The organism is Caballeronia sp. (assembly GCF_028292365.1).
Lineage (GTDB): Bacteria > Pseudomonadota > Gammaproteobacteria > Burkholderiales > Burkholderiaceae > Caballeronia.
On record NZ_JAQGMM010000509.1, the window covers coordinates 1 to 19,350 of the forward strand.

15 protein-coding genes and 1 pseudogene are annotated in these 19,350 nt (G+C 60.2%); 13 read left to right on the top strand and 3 right to left on the bottom strand.

The features are described from left to right. Positions 1-397, top strand: a 397-nt coding sequence (locus JWR14_RS29700) for a hypothetical protein (protein WP_299716379.1), incomplete at its 5' end; no start/stop codon positions are given. A 136-nt stretch (positions 398-533) separates the two neighbouring features. Here JWR14_RS29700 and JWR14_RS29705 read toward each other — a convergent pair. Further along, on the bottom strand, positions 534-1,418 hold the full coding sequence (locus JWR14_RS29705) for a LysR family transcriptional regulator (protein WP_299716382.1): 885 nt from the start codon (positions 1,416-1,418) through the stop codon (positions 534-536). Between the two features lie 227 nt (positions 1,419-1,645). Between JWR14_RS29705 and JWR14_RS29710 the strand changes: the two genes are divergently transcribed. The 10 genes from JWR14_RS29710 (at position 1,646) to JWR14_RS29755 (ending at position 16,063) form a co-directional block, all read left to right on the top strand. Continuing rightward, complete coding sequence (locus tag JWR14_RS29710; protein WP_299716385.1) at positions 1,646-3,157, top strand: MFS transporter; 1,512 nt, start codon at positions 1,646-1,648, stop codon at positions 3,155-3,157. Between the two features lie 266 nt (positions 3,158-3,423). After that, positions 3,424-4,779, top strand: a complete 1,356-nt coding sequence (locus JWR14_RS29715) for an amidase (RefSeq protein WP_299716388.1) — start codon at positions 3,424-3,426, stop codon at positions 4,777-4,779. A 236-nt stretch (positions 4,780-5,015) separates the two neighbouring features. Beyond that, positions 5,016-6,479 carry a mechanosensitive ion channel family protein gene (locus JWR14_RS29720; RefSeq protein ID WP_299716391.1) on the top strand — a complete coding sequence of 488 codons (1,464 nt, stop codon included), beginning with the start codon at positions 5,016-5,018 and terminating at the stop codon, positions 6,477-6,479. A gap of 405 nt (positions 6,480-6,884) precedes the next feature. Beyond that, positions 6,885-9,779: a winged helix-turn-helix domain-containing protein gene (locus tag JWR14_RS29725; RefSeq protein WP_299716394.1), complete on the top strand. Its 2,895-nt coding sequence runs from the start codon at positions 6,885-6,887 to the stop codon at positions 9,777-9,779. A 171-nt stretch (positions 9,780-9,950) separates the two neighbouring features. Continuing rightward, on the top strand, positions 9,951-10,589 hold the full coding sequence (locus JWR14_RS29730) for a hydrolase (protein ID WP_299716397.1): 639 nt from the start codon (positions 9,951-9,953) through the stop codon (positions 10,587-10,589). A gap of 119 nt (positions 10,590-10,708) precedes the next feature. Then, complete coding sequence (locus JWR14_RS29735) at positions 10,709-12,586, top strand: amidohydrolase (protein ID WP_299716400.1); 1,878 nt, start codon at positions 10,709-10,711, stop codon at positions 12,584-12,586. Between the two features lie 111 nt (positions 12,587-12,697). Continuing rightward, on the top strand, positions 12,698-13,339 hold the full coding sequence (locus JWR14_RS29740) for an HD domain-containing protein (protein ID WP_299716403.1): 642 nt from the start codon (positions 12,698-12,700) through the stop codon (positions 13,337-13,339). Positions 13,340-13,365: 26 nt separating this feature from the next. Continuing rightward, the gene (locus tag JWR14_RS29745; RefSeq protein ID WP_299716405.1) at positions 13,366-13,611 is read left to right on the top strand and encodes a DUF1427 family protein; all 246 of its coding nucleotides are present in this window, start codon (positions 13,366-13,368) and stop codon (positions 13,609-13,611) included. A 56-nt stretch (positions 13,612-13,667) separates the two neighbouring features. Further along, entirely contained in the window at positions 13,668-14,603 is a 936-nt protein-coding gene (locus JWR14_RS29750; RefSeq protein ID WP_299716408.1) for a glyoxalase, read from the top strand. A 74-nt stretch (positions 14,604-14,677) separates the two neighbouring features. Beyond that, positions 14,678-16,063 carry an alginate export family protein gene (locus tag JWR14_RS29755; RefSeq protein WP_299716420.1) on the top strand — a complete coding sequence of 462 codons (1,386 nt, stop codon included), beginning with the start codon at positions 14,678-14,680 and terminating at the stop codon, positions 16,061-16,063. A gap of 16 nt (positions 16,064-16,079) precedes the next feature. On the opposite strand, the gene JWR14_RS29760 is transcribed toward JWR14_RS29755, so the two are convergent. Further along, entirely contained in the window at positions 16,080-16,988 is a 909-nt protein-coding gene (locus JWR14_RS29760) for a LysR family transcriptional regulator (protein WP_299716411.1), read from the bottom strand. A gap of 260 nt (positions 16,989-17,248) precedes the next feature. Between JWR14_RS29760 and JWR14_RS29765 the strand changes: the two genes are divergently transcribed. Both JWR14_RS29765 and JWR14_RS29770 read left to right on the top strand, forming a co-directional pair. Then, positions 17,249-17,491, top strand: a complete 243-nt coding sequence (locus tag JWR14_RS29765; protein ID WP_299716414.1) for a hypothetical protein — start codon at positions 17,249-17,251, stop codon at positions 17,489-17,491. 360 nt (positions 17,492-17,851) lie between these two features. Beyond that, positions 17,852-18,030: pseudogene (locus JWR14_RS29770) on the top strand (Rieske 2Fe-2S domain-containing protein); the annotation flags it as partial. Positions 18,031-18,078: 48 nt separating this feature from the next. Here the strand turns inward: JWR14_RS29770 and JWR14_RS29775 are convergent. Continuing rightward, positions 18,079-19,350, bottom strand: a 1,272-nt coding sequence (locus tag JWR14_RS29775) for an LLM class flavin-dependent oxidoreductase (RefSeq protein WP_299716417.1), incomplete at its 5' end; no start/stop codon positions are given.

Below are 19,350 nucleotides of genomic sequence, written 5' to 3' on the forward strand. Positions count from 1 at the left end.
TGGTCACGGCGGTGACAGTGGTCACGGCGGCGACAGTGGTCACGGCGGTGATAGTGGTCACGGCGGCGACAGTGGTCACGGCGGCGATAGCGGTCACGGTGGCGACAGCGGCCACGGCGGCAACAGCGGTCACGGCGGCGATGGCGGTCACGGCGGCGACAGTGGTCACGGCGGCGATAGCGGCAACAGCGGTCACGGTGGCGACAGTGGCCACGGCGGCAACAGCGGTCACGGCGGCAGCAGCGGTCACGGTGGCGACGGCGGCCGTGGAGCGGGCTCATCGGGCCATGGATCTAACGGTGGCGGAAGCGGTGGTGGCCACGGCGGCGGTTATGGTGGTGGCCATGGCGGTGGAAATGGCGGTGGAAATGGTGGCGGCAACGGCGGCGGTCACTAACGCAACCACGCGCGACCACAAAGGGAAGGACACGGCACCGACAGCCGCTGCGTCCTTCCCGCACCACCCCAAACCGGGGGCGCCGTCGACCCCTGCTTCAAACATGCGCTCCGGCTTAACTGATGATCGACAGCTATCAACCGTCGATCATCAACTGTTTCGTATAACTTATAAAAATGCGTGCGGCAGGCGCACGTTCATGCCGGCGAAATGCCATGGCGACTTCCGATACGATTGGTTTGCCAGTAATCGCCTTATAAACCACGCCTGGCAATGAAACGCAGTCGCTGAGCGTGCGCGGCACTACCGCCACGTTTCCCCCTAGCGAAACACAAGCCAGAACCGCTGCCAACGGTCCGGGCCTCGGGCCCAGCTGCGGTTGAAAACGCCCTCTGCGTCCGACTTCAAATGTCCCGAAGTCCTGCTCAGGCAACGCAAAAACACAGTCACGCAGTTGGGCGGGAGAAACACTTGCCGATCCCGCCAACACTGAGTCCTCAGGAATTGCCAGAATGAAATGATCACGGTACAGCGTGATCGCCTGGATGCCCTCTGGATAATGAATGGGCGGCCTGACATACGCGACGTCGATAACCCCTTCAGCTAGCATCGCCGGCACGCGATCCATCGCAAGTTCGCTAAGGACCATCTCCACGCGGGGATTGTCACGGCGAAATCCCCGAATGGTGCTTTGAAGCACGCCCGCAAACGCCGCCGACGCAACGTACCCCACCTCGATCCGGCCCAGCTCTCCACGCTCGGCTAGCGCAGCAAGTTCTTGCCCGCGCGTCAAGTGGGCAAGCGCGGCCAGCGCTTCAGGCAAATAGGCCTCACCTGCCGCAGTCAACGCGACGCTGCGTTTGGTCCGATGAAACAGGCGCACGTTCAACAGCCGCTCGGTTTCCTGAATCTGCTTGGTGAGCGAGGGCGGCGCAATCTCCAGCTCCTCAGCCGCGCGGGCAAAGTGGAGGTGCCTTGCAACGCACACAAAGCACCGGATATGGCGAAGTTCGAGTTTCACTGTATTAACGTTTTCGTGAATAATTCTGTGATCTTACGTTAGTGACGGCTAACACCGGTGCAGATAGGATGTCTGCCATCAATTCCATCCCGATGGCGGTATCCATGTTTCGAAGAAGTCCGCTTATAAACCATGAGCAATCGCCTCCACAGAAGCCTCCAAATGTCTCTCTGCCTTCGCCGGACGCGGATGTCGACCCGGCGTTGAACAGGCGAGCAGCGCGATTCGTGTTGGGCACTGCCTCGGCAACCTGCGCGCTGATCGTCTTGGATACCAACGTGGTCGCCGTCTCACTGCCCTCGATCGCACGATCGTTCCACGTCGGTTTTGCTGATGTTGAATGGGTCGTGAGTGCCTACATGGTCGCCTTTGCATCGTGCTTGCTGGCCGCAGGGGGTATAGCTGATCGCTTCGGCCGGAAAAAACTGATGATGATCGGCCTGGGTGTCTTCTGCCTGGCATCGGTCGGATGCGGGCTTGCGCCTACCGCGCTTTTCCTGAATCTTGCTCGTGCGGTAAAAGGCGTGGGCGCGTCGATGTTGCTGACCGCCGCGCTCGCCGTGATTGCCAACACCTTCCAGGAGGGGCCCTCGCGAGCGCGTGCATGGGCCGTATGGGGCATGTGCATGGGGCTCGCGACCACGGTCGCGCCGTTAGTCGGCGGCGTGATTACTCAGTGGCTCGGGTGGCGGTGGATCTTCCTGCTGAACCTTCCTGTTTGTTCGGTGCTCGCCTGGTGCGTGCACCGCTCTATCCGCGAGTCGCGCAACCCCCAAGCTGGGGCAATCGATGTTATGGGGAGCCTGTTGTTCGGTGCCTCTCTAGCCCTTGGCATCTGGGCGTTGATCGGTACACAAACAGACGGTTGGAAAAGTCTGCCAACGGTAGCAAGGTTCGCAGGCTGTGCAGGATTGCTTATTGTATTTTTGAAGCTGGAAAAGAACCGCCCACATGCGATGATCGACTTGTCGCTGTTTCGGCAGGCGCGTTTTGTCGCTGCTGTGCTTAGCATGTTTGGCTATGCAGCCTGTGCTCAGGTCATGATGACTTTCCTGCCCCTGTATTTGCAGAACGCATTCGGATGGCAGGCGGTCAGCGCGGGCCTCGGTATGCTTCCGTTCGCCACTGCCATGATCGCAGGTCCCTACATAGGGGCGTGGCTTGCGGGCCGGTTTTCCAGCGTCACGTTGCTAACGGCCGGGCTTGGCCTGATCGGTGCGGGGAATTTACTGACCGCGTCAGTATCAATGGACCAGAAATACTGGCTGGTTGCACTCGGCATGATCGTCACGGGTTGTGGTGCCGGCATATTGAACGGAGATACGCAGAAGGCGATCATGGCGTGCGTTCCGCCCAATCGAACCGGCATGGCTTCCGGCATCAGCACGACCACGCGGTTTACTGCGATCGTTACGTCAGTGGGCGTGCTTGGTGCAGTGCTTGCATCGCGAACCCGAACAGCCTTTGACCTAGCCTTAGCCAATGCGCCCGCAGTCAGGAAATCGCTTGATGCCGACTTCATGTCCAGACTGCTTGCTGGTGACGCGGCTCACTCGACCGAGCATTTAGCGCCGGCCGCAAAGGTGTTCCTGGCAACTGCGGCCCCAGCAAGTTTCGCTAGTGGTTTCGCCTCGGCGCTATGCGTTGCCGGTGTGCTCGCCCTGGTCATAGCGGTGATCGTATGGGGGCTGGCTGGCCGACGTATCCATCCTGCAACGCAACCACTCAGGCAGGGATGAGGACGGGGTTCCTGGCGCTCGGCCCCTGGGGCCGATTCAGCTTCCGGTCATAAAACCTTAAGGTCGGGCAAACTTCCGGCTTAGCCGCTTGTGCTTCAAGCACAGTCCGGCTAGCGGTAAGAGATAAGAGGTGCTCGGGCAAACGCATCCCGTTTGCCAATATTGTTTCGGCTTAAGTGGCTGGCATACTAAGGCATTTGCGCGCTTAGACCACGGTGCTTAAACCATGCCACTTTCGACCACGGAACATACCGGGATTTCACGAGATGACTGAATCAACAAACGCAGTTACCCTGCGCGACATCCGCCGTGCTGTCGAGGGCGGTGTTCTGACAATCCAGCAAAGCATTGAATCCGCCGATAAGGCCGCCCGGCAAACCCAACCGTGGTTGCACGCATTCAGTTATCTGCCGGACGCACCGATCGTCAACCAAGCCGAAATCGGGTTGCCGTTCGCGGGTGTTCCCATCGGCATAAAAGATCTCATCGACACGGCAGACATGCCGACCGAATACAACTCACCGGCATACGCGGGGCGCACGCCGGAGACTGATGCAGTGCTGGTGACACGCTTGAGGCAAGCAGGTGGGACCATCGTAGGAAAGACGATTACTACAGAGTTCGCCTGGCGCCATCCGGGGCCTACGGTTAATCCGTGGAATAAAAAGCATACGCCCGGCGGCTCGTCCAGCGGCTCTGCAGCGGCCGTGTCAGCGGGGATTGTTCCTCTTGCATTCGGTACCCAGACGTTTGGTTCCGTTATTCGTCCTGCAGCGTACTGCGGTGTCGTGGGGTTTAAACCGACCTATGGAAGCATTGCCAGAACCGGTGTGTTGCCGCTGGCGCCATCGCTGGATCACATCGGAATGTTCACGGCCAACGTCGGGGACGCGGCGTACGCCTTCAAAGTCGTATCGGGTTCCGACGACCAGGACTTTCACTTTTCCCACGTACGCAGCAAGCACAATAGCCAAAGCAACGACGGTGGCGCGATCATCCGTATCGGCATGTTGCGCAGGCAAGTGGGCACCGCAATGGAACCGGCTCAGGACAGCGCGTTGACCCGGCTGGCTGCACGACTGCAAGCCGAAGGAGCGGAGGTCGTCACGGTCGATCTGCCGGTGGAACTGGAGGACATGGGGGCGCTGGTATCGGCGATATTAGCAGTGGAAGCGGCGGTGGTGCACGGTGCGCTTCTGGACCGGTCGCCCGGCCTGATCAGTTCGGTCATGACGTCGTTGATCCAGGAGGGCCGTGGCGTATCGAGCGTCGACTATGCGCGAGCAAGGGCTGCCCAGGTGCGGCTGGCCCATCTCTTTGATCGCTGGTTGCAGGAGGATATGCGCCTTGACGTGCTTCTCGTTGCGCCGGCTACAGGGGAGGCGCCAGTCGGACTCGACTATACCGGCGATGCTTCGTTGTGCGCTCCATGGACCTTCCTGGGCGTCCCTGCCATCACCCTACCGATCGCCATCGGACCCGCTGGTCTTCCGCTCGGCGCTCAACTGATCGGCGCGGCACAACACGACGAGCGTTTGCTCGCGGTCGCGGAGTGGGTGGAAGCGCGAGCGGGCTGGCAGGCTGTGAAGCTGCAGGCAAAAGCCAGTCTGCCCGACGCCTGACGGTCTGGATTCGGGCGCTGGCAAGGCGTATGACGAATCAAGGCGACTCCCGCGTTCCGCACTCAAATTCATGCGTTTGCATCGCGCACGTTGTGAACGCCGGACACACGACACGTTCTACGGACAAGACCAGGAAACCGTAGAATGCGAAGGCATTCAGACAAAACAACATTTGACTGTACGCACCCGTTTGTTGAGCGGTCACACTGAAGGTCCTCTATGTCGGGAGCAGTCTTGTGAAAGATCCGCTGGTTCTTGGCTTCGTGCTGATCATGGTGGACGTCGTGCTCTGGCGCGCAGCGTTTCCAAGTAACGACACCATCCGCTTGCTGCTCAGACTGGTGATTTTCGGGCTGCTGAGCGCGCTGTTGTTGTTCGGTTCAACCCTGAGTCCCTTCATGCCGGCGCCGTGGCCTGAGTCTGCGGGCCGTCATCTTGCGGCCCAGATCCTCGAGGTTTCGTGGTGGCTCATCGGCGCGCGTCTTCTGACAATGTCGCTGGACGCAGCCTTCCGATCGCGCCAGTGGCACCGGGATCGCCTTTTCCAGGACGTACTCGGCGCGCTGGTTTTTCTGGCAGCGGTAGTCGCTTCGCTTGCGTTCGTGCTGGGGTTGCCGGTGACGGGACTGGTCGCCACCTCCGGTGCGCTGGCAATCGTGCTGGGTCTCGCCATACAAAGTACGCTTAGCGATGTCTTCGCCGGGATCGTGCTGAACACGACCGAGCCCTATCACATTGGGGACTGGGTCTCGGTTGACGGCGTGGAGGGCAAGGTGCTGGAGATGAACTGGCGTGCAACGCATTTGCTAACTTCCCACGGCAACGTTGTCATTGTCCCCAACAGCGTGGCGGCCAAGGCGAAAATCACCAACAGCAGCCGTCCGGTTGCGCTTCACGGCGTGTCTGTCACGCTCCAGATTTCACCCGAAGAACGCCCGGCTAGTGTCCTTGGCGCGTTGCAGCGCGCCATGGCAGGAATCAATATGGTGCTGCAAACGCCGGCGCCCTATGCGCTGATCAAGAAAGCGTCGATCAACTCGATTGAATATGAAGCCACGGTTTATATCGATGACATCAGCAAGTCCGTGGCCGTGACGAACCAGCTTTACGACCTGTGCCATCGCCATCTCGCCGCCGCGGGAATCGATCTCTGGCCATTGAGCGTTCCGCGGCCGCCACGTCATGACGCCGCCGACAGCCGGCAACGGCTGCTGTCACACGTCGATCTCTTTCGCGCCTTGCAGGGTGAAGAAATCGAAGCGCTGTCCAAGAGGTTGTCCCGTCACGAATACGAAGTGAATCAGGAGGTGGTCAAGTCGGAGGAGGTGATGGACTACCTGATGATCGTCGAGTCGGGTGTTTTATCGGTGACGGTGAAGGGACCCTCCGGCCCGGTCGAATCCGCGCGTCTGGGACCTGGCGACTCCATCGGCGAAGCGGGTGTCCTCGCGGGTTTGCCGGTTCAAGCGCAAGTCACGGCTTTGACGCGGGCGCTAATCTATCGGCTGGACAAGGCGGACCTGACGCCCTTGTTAAAGAACCGGCCGGAAATAGGTCAGCAGATGTGCCAGCTGCTTTCGCAACAGCAAGACTCGTTGCGCAAGCTGAACACCGAGATTCCTGTGCCGGTGGGCACCGAACGCACGCTGCTGGACTGGCTGCGCGATGGCATGCGCAAGCTACATGAGCTGACCACTTAACGAACTCTCGAAACAGGCCATGGAATAGCGCAGGAGTCCATCGGCTTGCGTGCAACTCATGCCAGCATAAAAAAATAACTTTAATACTGTCATGCAGTCGACTTAAAAAGGTAGCCTTATGCCTTATAGATCAATAAAAAATCGTCGCTGTGAGAACGCTTGATTTACTGACCGGTACAAAGAGCGTATTAGCCATCACGGCGATGGGTGATCTACCGCTGGCCCAAGCTCCTGCATACCATGTTACTGGTATTGATTTCCTGACGAAATACATCAAGAATTTCGATTCATCGAATCGAAATTTTTCAATGTTGCATTCGCGTCGGTGCCGTAAGATTTGCCAACTGAATCGCTTAGCGCCCTAACCCGTTTTTTCACCCGTCACCCTTCGGAATCGAGCGTGGTATGGTCCGGATCGGGCAACTTCTCATCTCCCTCGAGAGCAGGGAAATCCAGCTCAACAGCGAGTCGCTGCGCATCGGCAGCCGCGCATTCGACATCCTCGAGTTGTTGATCCGTGCGCAGGGAGCCCTGGTCTCGAAGGACGAGATCATGCGCCGCGTATGGCCGGACACCGTGGTCGAGGAAAACAATTTGCAGGTGCATGTTGCTGCCTTGCGCAAGGCGCTCGGCGCAGATCGCGATCTGATCAAGACGGTGCCGGGCCGCGGTTATCGGCTGATACCGGCACCGGCGCATGAAGCGCCACCCTTGCAGGATGAAGCCGCCGCAGATCTGTTGCCACGCACTTCAACCCTGCTTCCCGCCGGCGTATCGGCTTTGATCGGCCGGCAAACGCTGGTCGCACAAATTCTGGATGCGTTGAATACCGCGTGCGTGTTCACGCTGGTCGGTGCGGGTGGTATTGGCAAGACGCGGGTTGCGCTGGAGGTTGCGAGTCAGGCCGCCATGCGTTTTCCAGACGGCGTGGTGTTCGTCCCGCTTGCTTCGGTATCGAATGCACGTTTCGCGCTGGAAGCACTGGCCGGTGCAGTAGGTATGAAGTTGCCTGCGGGCCGCTTGTCGCCCGATTTGATCGGGGCGGAAATAGCCGGCCGTCGCATGCTGATCGTGCTGGACAATTGCGAGCATGTGATCGACGCGGCTGCGGAAATGGCTCGCGCCATGACAGCCGCGAACCCTGCGCTATGCGTGCTCGCGACCAGCCGCGAGGCGCTTCGCATCCAGGACGAGGTGCTGTATCACGTGCCGTCGCTCGATGTACCCCGGGACGCAAGCCTTAGCATTGAGATCCTTCAGACAAGTGCGGTGCAGTTGTTCCTTGCCCGTGCCCGCACGATCGATCCGTGCTTTTCTTCCGATGAACACAGCATCTTTCTTACTGGCCTTGTATGCCGCCGGCTCGACGGTATCCCGCTTGCAATCGAACTCGCAGCGGCGCGTGCGGCCGTGCTCGGTATTGAAGTGCTGGCCGACCATCTTGATGAGCGCTTTCGCATTCTGACGGGTGGCTTCAGGGGTGTGTTGCCACGCCATCAGACGTTGAAGGCCATGCTCGACTGGAGCTATCGTCTTCTCGACGATACCGAGCGTACGTTGTTGCGTTGGCTCGGGGTATTCCTGAACGGATTTTCCTTCGATGCAGCCTGTCACATGGTTGCCGCCCACGGCTTTTCGCAAACCGAGATCCTCGACGCACTTAGCGGACTGGTCTCGAAGTCGCTCGTGATTCACGATAGCGGGGCGGTGCCTTCGCGCTATCGGCTGCTTGCCACCACGCGTGCTTACGCGTTGCAGCAGCTCGAAGACAATGGCGAGCGCAAGGCCGCCGCGCTGGCACACGCGACCTGGGTGCGTACGGTCTTCGATCGTGCTCCGTATCACCGTACAGAACGTCCTCCCGCCGAATGGCTGGCCGAGTTCCGCCATGAAGTGGACAATCTGCGTACCGCGCTTGACTGGGCGTTTTCTCCCGGCGGCGACCGCTCGGTCGGTATTGAACTCTCCGCGGTGGCAGTTCCATTTCTGTTCGATGTCTCGCTGGTCGACGAGTGTTGCGAGCGGGCTCGCACCGCAATCGATGCAGTGAGCCATGCCGATCCTGCGAGCGTGTCTGCCAACACGAGACTGCGGCTGTTGGCAGCGTATGCAGCGGGACTCGTCTACACGGAAGGACCGACAGCGGCGGTCCGCGATGCCTGGTCCCAGGTGTTGTCGCTCGCTGTGGCTGCGAGCGACAACGAGTTCGAATCCCGTGCGTTGTGGGGTTTGTGGAACGCCTACCAGTACGGCGGCGAAGCGCGGGCGGCGCTGTTGCAGGCGCGCCGCTTCGGCGCGCTTGCACAGCAATTCGAGAACCGGACCCAGCGTGCCCTCGGCTGCCGGATCGAAGGCATTGCGCTGCATTATGCGGGCGAGCCGTCCGCTGCCCGGGAGCAGCTCGAAGCGATGCTGAATGCGTACGTGCATGGCCGGCATCGCTGGAACACCGTCGGCTTTCGCATCCATCACGGTATTGTCGCGCGCGCTACGCTCGCGCGGGTGTCATGGGTGCAGGGTGATACCCAGGAAGCGTTGCGGCTCGCCCACCATGCGCTCGATGCCGCGCTTGAATACGAGCACGACATGGTGACGTGTTATGTACTCGTCGAGGCGCTCATACCCATCGCATTACTGATGTTTGACCAGGCCGTTGCCGAGGCTGGCATCACTATGTTGAGAACCCGCGCGTCGCATGCGGGGTTCGCGATCTGGACGACTTGCTGCGAATGTTACGAGGAATATCTTCAATCGATGTCCGGCGAAGGTCAATGCCGGTTGCCGCAATTCCGTGCGTCGCTCGACGCATTACGCAAGAGCGGTTTTCTTGCACCGCTGACGCTGCTGCTTGCGCAGTTCGCACGGGCTTCGCTCGCTAGCGGACGACGTGACGATGCGACGACCGCGATCAACGAAGCGTTTCGTCATTGCGAGGAAACGGGCGAACGCTGGTACTACCCGGAACTGCACCGGGTGAAGGGCGAGATAGCGCTTGCTACGCACGAGACGATGGTCGCCGAATCGTGGTTCGTATCCGCACTCGATCATGCGCGGCGCCAAGGGGCGGGCGAACTCGAACGCCGTGCCGCTGCAAGCCTCGGCGAGCTTCAAAAAAGCTTGGGCGACGCAAGCGAAACGCAGTTGCCTTACTCGTTATCTGACGTACCTATCCCTATCGCTGATCGCAGCCATGGCGTTGCAGCACCCGGCTACATCCTGCCGCCACCGAAAGTTGCCGCCGCTTCGTCCTCCGAATGCGGCCTTGCCGCGCGTCCGCGCACGAGCGGTTCGATCCTTTAAGAAGGATTCAGGCCGTCCTCAGGACTTTAAGACTTCCTCTCTGTAGCCTTGAACCGGAATCGAGATGCGGCTCATGTGCGCTTCATGCCCGCCATCCCGGTTACCGACATTTCCCCCGGTGACGCGCGTCGCCGTCCCGGTTCAGTCTGAGGCCAGACCAAGGAGCATTCCATGCCGCATGAATTACTCACCCCCGATACCTGTGCTCTCGCGTTGATCGACTATCAGCCGCAGATGTTCTTCGGCACCCATTCGCACGATCGTACGACCATCGTGCACAACGTCCAGGTCCTCGCGAAAACCGCCAAGCTGTTCAAGGTCCCCACGATCCTCACGACGATCGCCGCACAGACTTTCAGCGGCGAGTTCATCCCGGAACCGCAGGCCGTCTTTCCGGAGCAAAAACCGATCGACCGTACCTCGATGAACTCCTGGGAAGATGCGAATTTCCGCAAGGCCATTGAAGCGACGGGGCGCAAGAAAATTGTACTGGCCGGTTTGTGGACGGAAGTTTGCGTGACGTTTCCGACTGTGCAGATGCTGGCCGCAGGATACGAGATCTACGTCCCGACCGACGCGTGCGGAGACGTCACGGAAGAAGCCCATGAGCGTGCTGTGCAACGCATTATCCAGGCAGGCGCCGTGCCCATGACCTCATTGCAATTCATGTGCGAGTTGCAACGTGACTGGGCTCGCGGCGAGACCTACGACGGCTGCATGGACATCTTCAAGGCACATAGCGCTTACGGTATCGGCGTGCGTTACGCGAAGCAGATCCTCGGCGAACACGCGAGCGAATCGGGCGGCTGAAAGCAGGACACCGAAGCACGTAGAACAAGCATGTAGACACGCGGCCGCGAACCGTGGTTCCTGCCTCACGAGTGGACCACGCTCGCTGCCGTTTCGCACTCCAAAGCATGAGGACGACGATGACAGCGACAACCCCTGCCGCCGCGTCCGCGGATGCCATCTTTTTCAACGGCAAGATCGCTACCCAGGATGACAAGCGATCTTTCGCTACGGCACTCGCGGTCAAGGACGGAAAAATTCTAGCCACCGGCAGCGACGCTCACGCGATGCAATTCGCTCACGCCGGCACTCAACGTGTCGACCTGAAAGGGCGCACAGTCATTCCGGGGCTTAACGACTCGCATCTGCACGTGATCCGGGGCGGCCTGAACTTCAATATGGAGTTGCGCTGGGACGGCGTGCCGTCGCTTGGCGATGCGCTCGACATGCTGCGCCGGCAAGTTGCGCGCACGCCCGCACCGCAATGGGTTCGGGTGATCGGCGGCTGGAATGAGCTGCAGTTCGCGGAGCGGCGCGGTCCCACGCTTGAAGAGATCAACGCCATTGCTCCGGACACGCCGGTGTTCATCCTGCATCTCTATGACAGCGCATTGCTGAACGCGGCCGCGCTGCGGGCAGTGGGATATACCAAGGACACGGCTGACCCGCCGGGCGGCGAAATCCAGCGCGACAAGCGCGGCAACCCAACCGGCATGTTGATTGCCCGCCCCAATGCGGGTTTGCTGTACGCGACGCTCGCGAAGGGCCCCAAGCTTGCCTACGACGACCAGGTGAATTCAACGCGGCATTTCATGCGCGAACTCAACCGTCTTGGCGTCACCAGTGCAATCGATGCGGGCGGTGGATACCAGGCTTATCCTGACGACTATGCCGTGATCATGGCGCTCGCCAAGCGTGGTGAGCTGACGCTGCGTATTGCCTACAACCTCTTCACGCAGAATGCGAAGAAGGAGATAGAGGATTTCGCGCGCTGGGTGAAGATGACCAAGCCGGGCGAAGGCGATGACTTTCTGCGGATGAACGGCGCAGGTGAAATGCTGGTCTTCTCGGCGGCCGATTTCGAGGACTTTCTCGAGCCGCGTCCTGACCTGCCGGAGACGCTCGAGCCGGAACTGGAAGCCGTAGTCCGGCTGCTCGTGCAGAACCGCTGGCCGTTCCGTCTGCACGCAACGTACGACGAGTCCGTCGACCGCTTCCTGAATGTGTTCGAACGCGTCAACCAGGACACGCCGTTCAACGGGCTGCGCTGGTTCTTCGACCATTGTGAAACGATTTCACAGCGCAACATTGACCGTATCGCGGCGCTTGGCGGCGGCATCGCCATCCAGCACCGCATGGCGTTTCAGGGCGAGTATTTTGTCCATCGCTATGGGGCGCAGGCGGCCGCCAGAACGCCGCCGATCAAACAGATGCTGGCGGCAGGTCTGCCCGTAGGCGCAGGTACCGATGCCACCCGCGTGGCAAGCTTCAACCCGTTCGTGTCGCTGTACTGGATGGTGTCGGGCTGCACGGTCGGCGGCATGCAAATGTACGCACCCCAGGACCGCCTGGACCGGATGGAAGCGCTGCGCCGCTACACGGTGGGCAGTAGCTGGTTCTCGGGCGAAGAGGAGCGCAAGGGCGCGTTGGTGCCCGGGCAGTTCGCTGACTTCGCGGCTCTCACCGACGACTATTTCACGGTCGATGAAACGCGGATCAAATACCTGTCTTCTGTGCTGACCGTGGTCAATGGCAAGGTGGTTTACGCGGACGCCGAGTTCAGCGCGCTCGGACCGCCGCCGTTGCCCGTTAGCCCGTCGTGGTCGCCAGTGGCGGAGTTCGGCGGTTATAGCCGATACCAGCCCGCCACGATCCTCCAGCAGGCGTGCGCTGACGGTTGCGCGAACCTTTGCGGCATTCATGCTCATGGTCACATGTGGGCATGGCGCAAACAGGTGCCGGTCAGCGATCAAAATGGCTTCTGGGGTGCGCTCGGTTGTAGTTGTTTCGCGTTCTGAAACGTCGGGGTGGCTTAAGGACAGTTTCTAAGGCCAATTCTTAAGGACAATTCAGGTTGCTTCAGGGCGCATGAGAGAGAGGTACGTGCAGACCGGCGCAAGGAGATGGCGATGACAAAGCGCATCGCGGGAATCGCGATTCCTGACAGCGAGATGGCACGCGCGGCTGCTGCCGCCGCGCGTGCTATCGAGCCGGATATTCTCTATCGCCATTCCTCACGGGTGTTCATGTTTGCGGCGCTGATCGGTGTTCGCAGGCAGCTTGTTTTCAACGCCGAGCTGCTGTACGTGGCGGCGCTTTTTCACGACATGGGGCTGACCACGCTTTATCGCGACTCCCAGTTGCGCTTCGAGGTGGACAGCGCCAATGCAGTCAGGGACTTTCTTGGCGGTTACGGCGTACCTGACGACGATGTCGCCGATGTCTGGAATGCCATCGCCATGCACACCACGTTCGGCATTTGTTCGCACATGTCTGCGTTGGCCGGGCTGGTTGCGGCCGGGGTCGAAACGGATCTGCTGGGCATGCATTTCGATGAGGTCGGGCGTGCTGAGCGCAACGCGGTGCTGGCCGAATATCCGCGCGGTGCAGGCTTCAAGGAACAGATCATTGACGTGTTCGCTCAGGCCATGACGAACCGTCCGGCGACCACATTCGGTACGGTCAACGCCGATGTGCTCGAGCGCTGCGATCCCAACTACCGGCGCATGAATTTCTGCGGCCTGATCCTGGGCTCCGAATGGAAGGACTAGCTTTAGTTTAGACAAGAGACTTGACGATGCCCTATCTTATTTCGCTCGCAGCAGGCTTCGTGGTCGGCCTGCTGTATTGCCTCGTGCGCGTGCAGTCGCCCGCACCGCCGTTGATCGCGCTTGCAGGATTGCTGGGTATCGTGCTCGGGGAGCATACGATACCCGTGGTGCGCGCTCATCTGTTCCCGGACAGCGTTCAGGTTCAGCAAGTGGACGTGCCCGCATCGGCGAAACCCGGGCCGTCCGCCGATCGGGCAAGCGGCACGAAGTGAATCAAACTTCTTATACCGCTATCTCCCTTTATACCGAATAGAAACAGGAGCTTTTCATGTCGCGCATTTCCGTCTCTCGACTTGCCGCCGCAGTCGCCTTCGCCTGCGTGTTGCTTGGCACGGCGAGCGCGCCCGTCGTCGTCCAGGCCGCAGCTGAACTCAAGCCTTCGTCGGCGAGCACGAACGTATCTGTCGGTCCTCAGTACGATACGACCCACGTGTATGTGTCGAATGAAGATATCGATGCATTCGTCAACAGCTTCCTGTCGACCTTTGGTGGCAAGGCCTCGCCGCGTGCGGTCTTCACCGTGACGCCGACGCCGAGCAAGACCGCGTCGCAATACGTGCAGACGCCGGTCGGCATGCTGTCCGTGTTTGCGTTCCAGACGCCGATCCCCTATCCGTTCGGCGACGAGCGTACTGGCTATCTCGTCACCGACATGGATCAGGCCGTGCACGCGGCCCGCGCCGCGGGTGCGGATGTGACCGTCGAGCCCTTCGATGACCCTATCGGCAAGGACGCGCTGATTCGCTGGCCCGGCGGCTTGAATATGCAGCTGTACTGGCATACGAAAGCGCCTTCATATGGATCGCTTGAGTCGGTGCCGGACAATCGCGTGTACATGTCCCGCTCAGCGGTTGATGGCTTCGTGCGCCGGTTCGTGCGGTTCTCGCAAGGCAAGGTTGTGTCCGACGACCGGCATGCGGATGCCGGCGTCATCGGTCGTCCGGGCGAGACCATACGCTGCATCCGGATTGAATCGGGCTTCGGCAAGATGATGGTGTTCGTGACCGACGGCAAGCTCCCGTTTCCGTTCGGTCGCGAGACTACCGGCTATCAGGTAACCGACCTCGCGACGACACTGGCGAAAGCGGAGGCGGCAGGCGCCAAGGTCCTGTTTGCGCCGTACCAGACCGGTAAGGGCAAGACGTCGATCGTCGAATTCCCTGGCGGGTATATCGCCGAGATCCACGACACAGCCGCTCAATGACGCACACGCGACGTTCGCGTCGATTGCTGGCGCTTTCGGGATTCACGCTGGCGGTGAGTGCAAGCGGCGCGGCAATGGACGCTCGCGCCGCGTCGGATGCGGGTGATGCGCCATTGCCGGCGGCCACACCGGTGACGACCTGCGACGCTAAACGCCCGGCAGTCCTGTTCAATCGATGGCAAGAGGACTGGTCGGTGCTCGCGAATCCGTGCGTGCCGCGCAAGCCGCTGGACGGCCTCAAGTACATGCCGCTCGGCGGCGATCCGGCGTCGTACTTGTCGCTCGGTGCGAACCTGCGCGAGCGACTGGAGACCAACAACGCCGCGTTGTTCGGGGTCGGGGCGAACCACGGCGATACCTACCTGCTGCAACGCGCCGAAGTACATGCCGACATCCACCTTGGCGACCATCTGCAGATCTTCACGCAGATCGAGGATGCCCAGCCTTATGGTAAGGATTCCGTGTCGCCGGTCGACAAAAACCCGCTTGATCTGGAGCAGGCGTTCATCACGTACATTGGAGCGCTCGGGGGTGGCACGTTCAAGTTCAGGCTCGGGCGTCAGGAGATGGCGTTCGACTTGCAGCGCTTTATTTCAGTCCGTGATGGCCCGAACGTCAGGCAAGCGTACGACGGGATATGGACCGACTGGGAGATTCAGCGCTGGCGTTTCATCGCCTATGCTACGCAGCCGGTGCAGAATCGTGACGCCAGTGACTTCGATGACGTCTCAAACCGGCATCTGACGTTCAGCGGCGTGCGCTTCGAGCGTCAGGGTGTAGGACCGGGCGACCTGTCGGGGTACTACTCGCGCTATAACCGCGACAACGCGCATTTTCTTGACGCGACCGGCGATGAGCATCGCGATGTATTCGACCTGCGTTATACGGGCAAGGCCGGGCAGGTGGACTGGGATGTCGAGACAATGCTGCAAAGCGGGCACGTCGGTAACAACACCATCGGCGCGTGGGCGCTTGGGTCGCTGGCAGGTTATACCTTCAGCGGCATTCCCGGGACCCCGCGTGCAGGCATTCAGATCGATGCGGCATCGGGCGACCGTCATCCCGGCGATGGACGGATCGGGACGTTCAACCCGCTGTTTCCCAATGGGTACTATTTCACGCTGGCCGGTTATACCGGCTACAGCAACCTGATTCACGTCAAGCCGAGCATCACATTGAAGCCGGCAAGCAACTTGTCCTTGCTGGCTGCTGTTGGCTTCCAGTGGCGCGAGACGACGGCCGACGCGGTGTATGCGCAAGGCTCCGTGCCCGTGCCGGGGACTGCCGGTCACGGCAGCGCGTGGACCGGCATGTATGTGCAATTGCGTGCGGACTGGACCATCGCGGCGAATCTTATTGGCTCGGTTGAGGCGGTGCATTTCCAGGTCGGCGATGCTATTCGCGCGGTGGGCGGCAGCAATGCCGACTATATTGGGCTGGAGGTTAAATACGGGTGGTAGAGGCGGGATGCGAAAATCAGATGTGCGCTATGAAGCGATCGATCAGATCGGGCTGATTCAGTTGTTCGACCCACCAGCGCAATGCACGTCCGGTTTCATCGTCACGCCATGCGATGTAGCAATCGGTGACTTCGCGCATGCCGGTCACGCGCTTGGCCACGAGCTTGCCCTCGGCTATCGGCTTCGCTGCGAGACACTCCGGGATGGTGCCCACGGCCACGCCCTCGCATTGCGCGGCGAGCTTGGCGCTGAGCGTGGGCACCGCGATGAATTCCTGCGTGGTTCCGGTAGCGACCGACCGCGGCCTCAACTCGCGCGATGTATCGCTGATCACCGCGCCGCGGTAACACGAAACGGTATCGATTCCAAGCGGCTCGGGCAGGTCCGCAAGCGGGTGACCGGGCGCGACCACGAATACATGCCGCAGCGATCCGACCGGGTGTGCCACAAGATGAGGCAGATGCGGCGGCTCGCCGGCCGCGCCGACCACGAGATCCGCACGCCGCGTGACCAGCGCGTCCCAGGTGCCACCGAGCACTTCTCTCGACAGACGCAGCCGCGTGTCCATTTTCAGGTCATAGAACGCTTGTACATAGGGCCAGAGAGCCTCGAGCGGCAGGATCTCATCGATACAGATTCGCAGTTCCGCCTCCCAGCCTTCCTGGATGCGTTGCGCCCGCTGTTCCAGTTGTTCAGCGGCAAGCAGTAGCCGCCTGCCGTCCTCGACCACGACACGTCCCGCGTGCGTGAGCCTCGCGCGCCTGCCGGTGCGATCGAACAGTGCGACGTCCAGATCGCTTTCGAGCTTCTGGACGAGATAGCTGAGCGACGAGGGCACCCGGTGCAGCAACTCGGCCGCTTCAGCGAACGTGCCGGTGCGGTCGATCGCATCCAGCGCTTCGAGGACTTCGAATGACAGTTTCATTTCAGCTTTCCATTTTGTAATCTTGTGATCTGGCCGAGGATGCGCTTGTGCGCTATCCGGTGTGTCCTGGTTGCCGATTTGAATCGATCGTTTATTGAATGTGTATGTGATTGCGTATGTAACTGGAGTGCGGCTGTGGGTGTGGGCTTTAAGATTAATTCAGGTCGTGTGCGCCGGTTTGCTCGCCGCCGCGCTGCCACCAAAGAAACTAGAATCTCCATTAGACAATAGCGATTCAGATAAAACGACCAGGAGACAGCGTGGACCTTTTCATATCGATGGAAGCGTTCGTGCGTGCCGCCGAAGAGCGGAGCTTCGCCAACGCAGCACGTCTGATCGGTGTTGCCGAAGTGGGTAAGTCGTATTATCGCGACTGCGCCCCGCTCGTCAATAAAGTCCATAGATTGTGCGGTCGCACGAGTGCTGAAACACATTCCTTAAGCGGGACACCCACGTTCACGTGCTGCCCGGATTCGCGCCGGGTCACTTTTCGCACGCGCTGATAGCTTTTCGGGAGGCGTATCCCCGCATCGAATTCGTGGTCACGGTCAACGATCGCGTGATCGATCCCGTGTAGGAGGAGTTGACCTGGCGTTGCAGATCTACCTGCACGCGTCGAACCTGCTGGTCGAACGCGACTTTTCCCAGTGGGCCGGCGTGTTGTTTTTTCCCCGGGGACCAGGGTGCTACCCACACGCACGGAATCGGTAGATCCCCAGCACGCAGCGCACTGGAATAACGCGATGAAAGACAGGATTGAAAAGGAGTGAGACGCCATGAACGACTGAGCGTGCAATAACGCGCCCCTCTGCATTCTCGACGACGTGCCGGACGCTAGCGGTCTTGAAGCAGGCGCCGAGTTTATGGTGCTGCGCAGAGGGGAAAACGCGCGGGCTTACCGCAACGTATATGTCCGCACTTCTCCATACCGTTGAATTATGAACCGAACACGTTTTGCACCTCTGGCAGCGAACTTCTCATGTGCGCTCATCACAGCGCGATGTTCCGCTTTGAGGACGGCGTGTGCGTTAATGGCCCGTGCCTATCCGTATTGAGGGCGGGAGAATACTGGCCGATCAATAGGTACTCGCTATTCCTCCGAGGTAACCAATGATCCAGCCGCTTCGCCACGCTTGAACGCCTCAATGTCCCTATACCTCGCACCGGGATGTCCAGCCGGCAGCAGCCGTCCCTTGCCGAACAGCTTTTCGCGCAGTGTGCCGGGCGTATATTCCGTGCGGTAAACGCCGCGTCGCTGCAACTCCGGCACCAAGTATTCAACAATATCCTCGAAGGTCTCGTGCGCGACCGCATACGCGAGATTGAAGCCGTCGACGCCGGTCTCCTCCACCCAGGTTTGCAGAATATCGGCAACGGTTGCCGCGGAACCAACAAACACCGGTCCCATGCCGCCGATACCACCCCATGCCGCGAGCTCGTCGATGGTCCAGGATTTCGCACCGCCCGCCAGATGTTCGATGGCGGAGACGATAGCGTTGGTTTCCACTTTCTTCACCAGATCGGTTGGCGCGTACTGACCGAAGTCGACACCCGTCCAACCCGACATGAATACGAGCGAGCCATCGTAAGACGTATAGCGGCGGTACTCCTCGAACTTGGCCTGCGCCTTGGCATCCGTCGCATCCACGATGACCGTGACCAGGTTATAGATCAACAATCCGCTTGAATCGCGTCCCGCTTGCGCCGCCTGCTCTCGGACGTCCGCAACATACCCTTTCAACACATCCTTCGTCGGGGCCGCGACGAATACGCATTCGGCGTGCTGGGCTGCGAACGCCTTCCCCGCACCCGACGCGCCAGCCTGGTAGAGCACCGGCGTGCGCTGAGGCGAGGGTTCGCAAAGATGATACCCGGGCACGTCGAAGTATCTGCCGTGGTGACCTATCTCATGGACCTTCTCGGGATGCGTAAAGACGCGGTTGTGACGATCCCGGACCACGGCATCTTCTTCCCAGCTTCCCTCGAACAGCTTGTACAGCACTTCAATATATTCCGCTGCCACCTCGTAGCGGTTCGCGTGCTTGCGCAAGCCGCCTTCGCTGATATTATTCGCGCCGCTTTCCAGATACGACGTCACAATATTCCATCCCACGCGGCCTTTAGTGTGATGGTCAGCGGTCGACAGGCGGCGAGCGAAAGTGTACGGATGCTCGAAGGTCGTCGACGCAGTAATGCCAATGCCCAGATGCTTGGTCACCATCGCGATAGGCGCCGCAAGCTGCAGCGGATCGTTGACGGGTATCTGCGCGGCTTGATGGATCGCGTGGTAATTGCTGCCTTTATAGACGTCGTAGTAACCGATCACGTCGGCTATGAAGATGCCGTCGAAGAAACCCTTCTC

Bases quoted from the DNA above. Each gene is read 5' to 3' on its own strand.
- JWR14_RS29730 (WP_299716397.1), top strand. From the start codon at position 9,951: ATGCCGCATGAATTACTCACCCCCGATACCTGTGCTCTCGCGTTGATC.
- JWR14_RS29760 (WP_299716411.1), bottom strand. From the start codon at position 16,988: ATGAAACTGTCATTCGAAGTCCTCGAAGCGCTGGATGCGATCGACCGC.
- JWR14_RS29715 (WP_299716388.1), top strand. From the start codon at position 3,424: ATGACTGAATCAACAAACGCAGTTACCCTGCGCGACATCCGCCGTGCT.
- JWR14_RS29745 (WP_299716405.1), top strand. From the start codon at position 13,366: ATGCCCTATCTTATTTCGCTCGCAGCAGGCTTCGTGGTCGGCCTGCTG.
- JWR14_RS29725 (WP_299716394.1), top strand. From the start codon at position 6,885: ATGGTCCGGATCGGGCAACTTCTCATCTCCCTCGAGAGCAGGGAAATC.
- JWR14_RS29740 (WP_299716403.1), top strand. From the start codon at position 12,698: ATGACAAAGCGCATCGCGGGAATCGCGATTCCTGACAGCGAGATGGCA.
- JWR14_RS29735 (WP_299716400.1), top strand. From the start codon at position 10,709: ATGACAGCGACAACCCCTGCCGCCGCGTCCGCGGATGCCATCTTTTTC.
- JWR14_RS29750 (WP_299716408.1), top strand. From the start codon at position 13,668: ATGTCGCGCATTTCCGTCTCTCGACTTGCCGCCGCAGTCGCCTTCGCC.
- JWR14_RS29755 (WP_299716420.1), top strand. From the start codon at position 14,678: ATGGACGCTCGCGCCGCGTCGGATGCGGGTGATGCGCCATTGCCGGCG.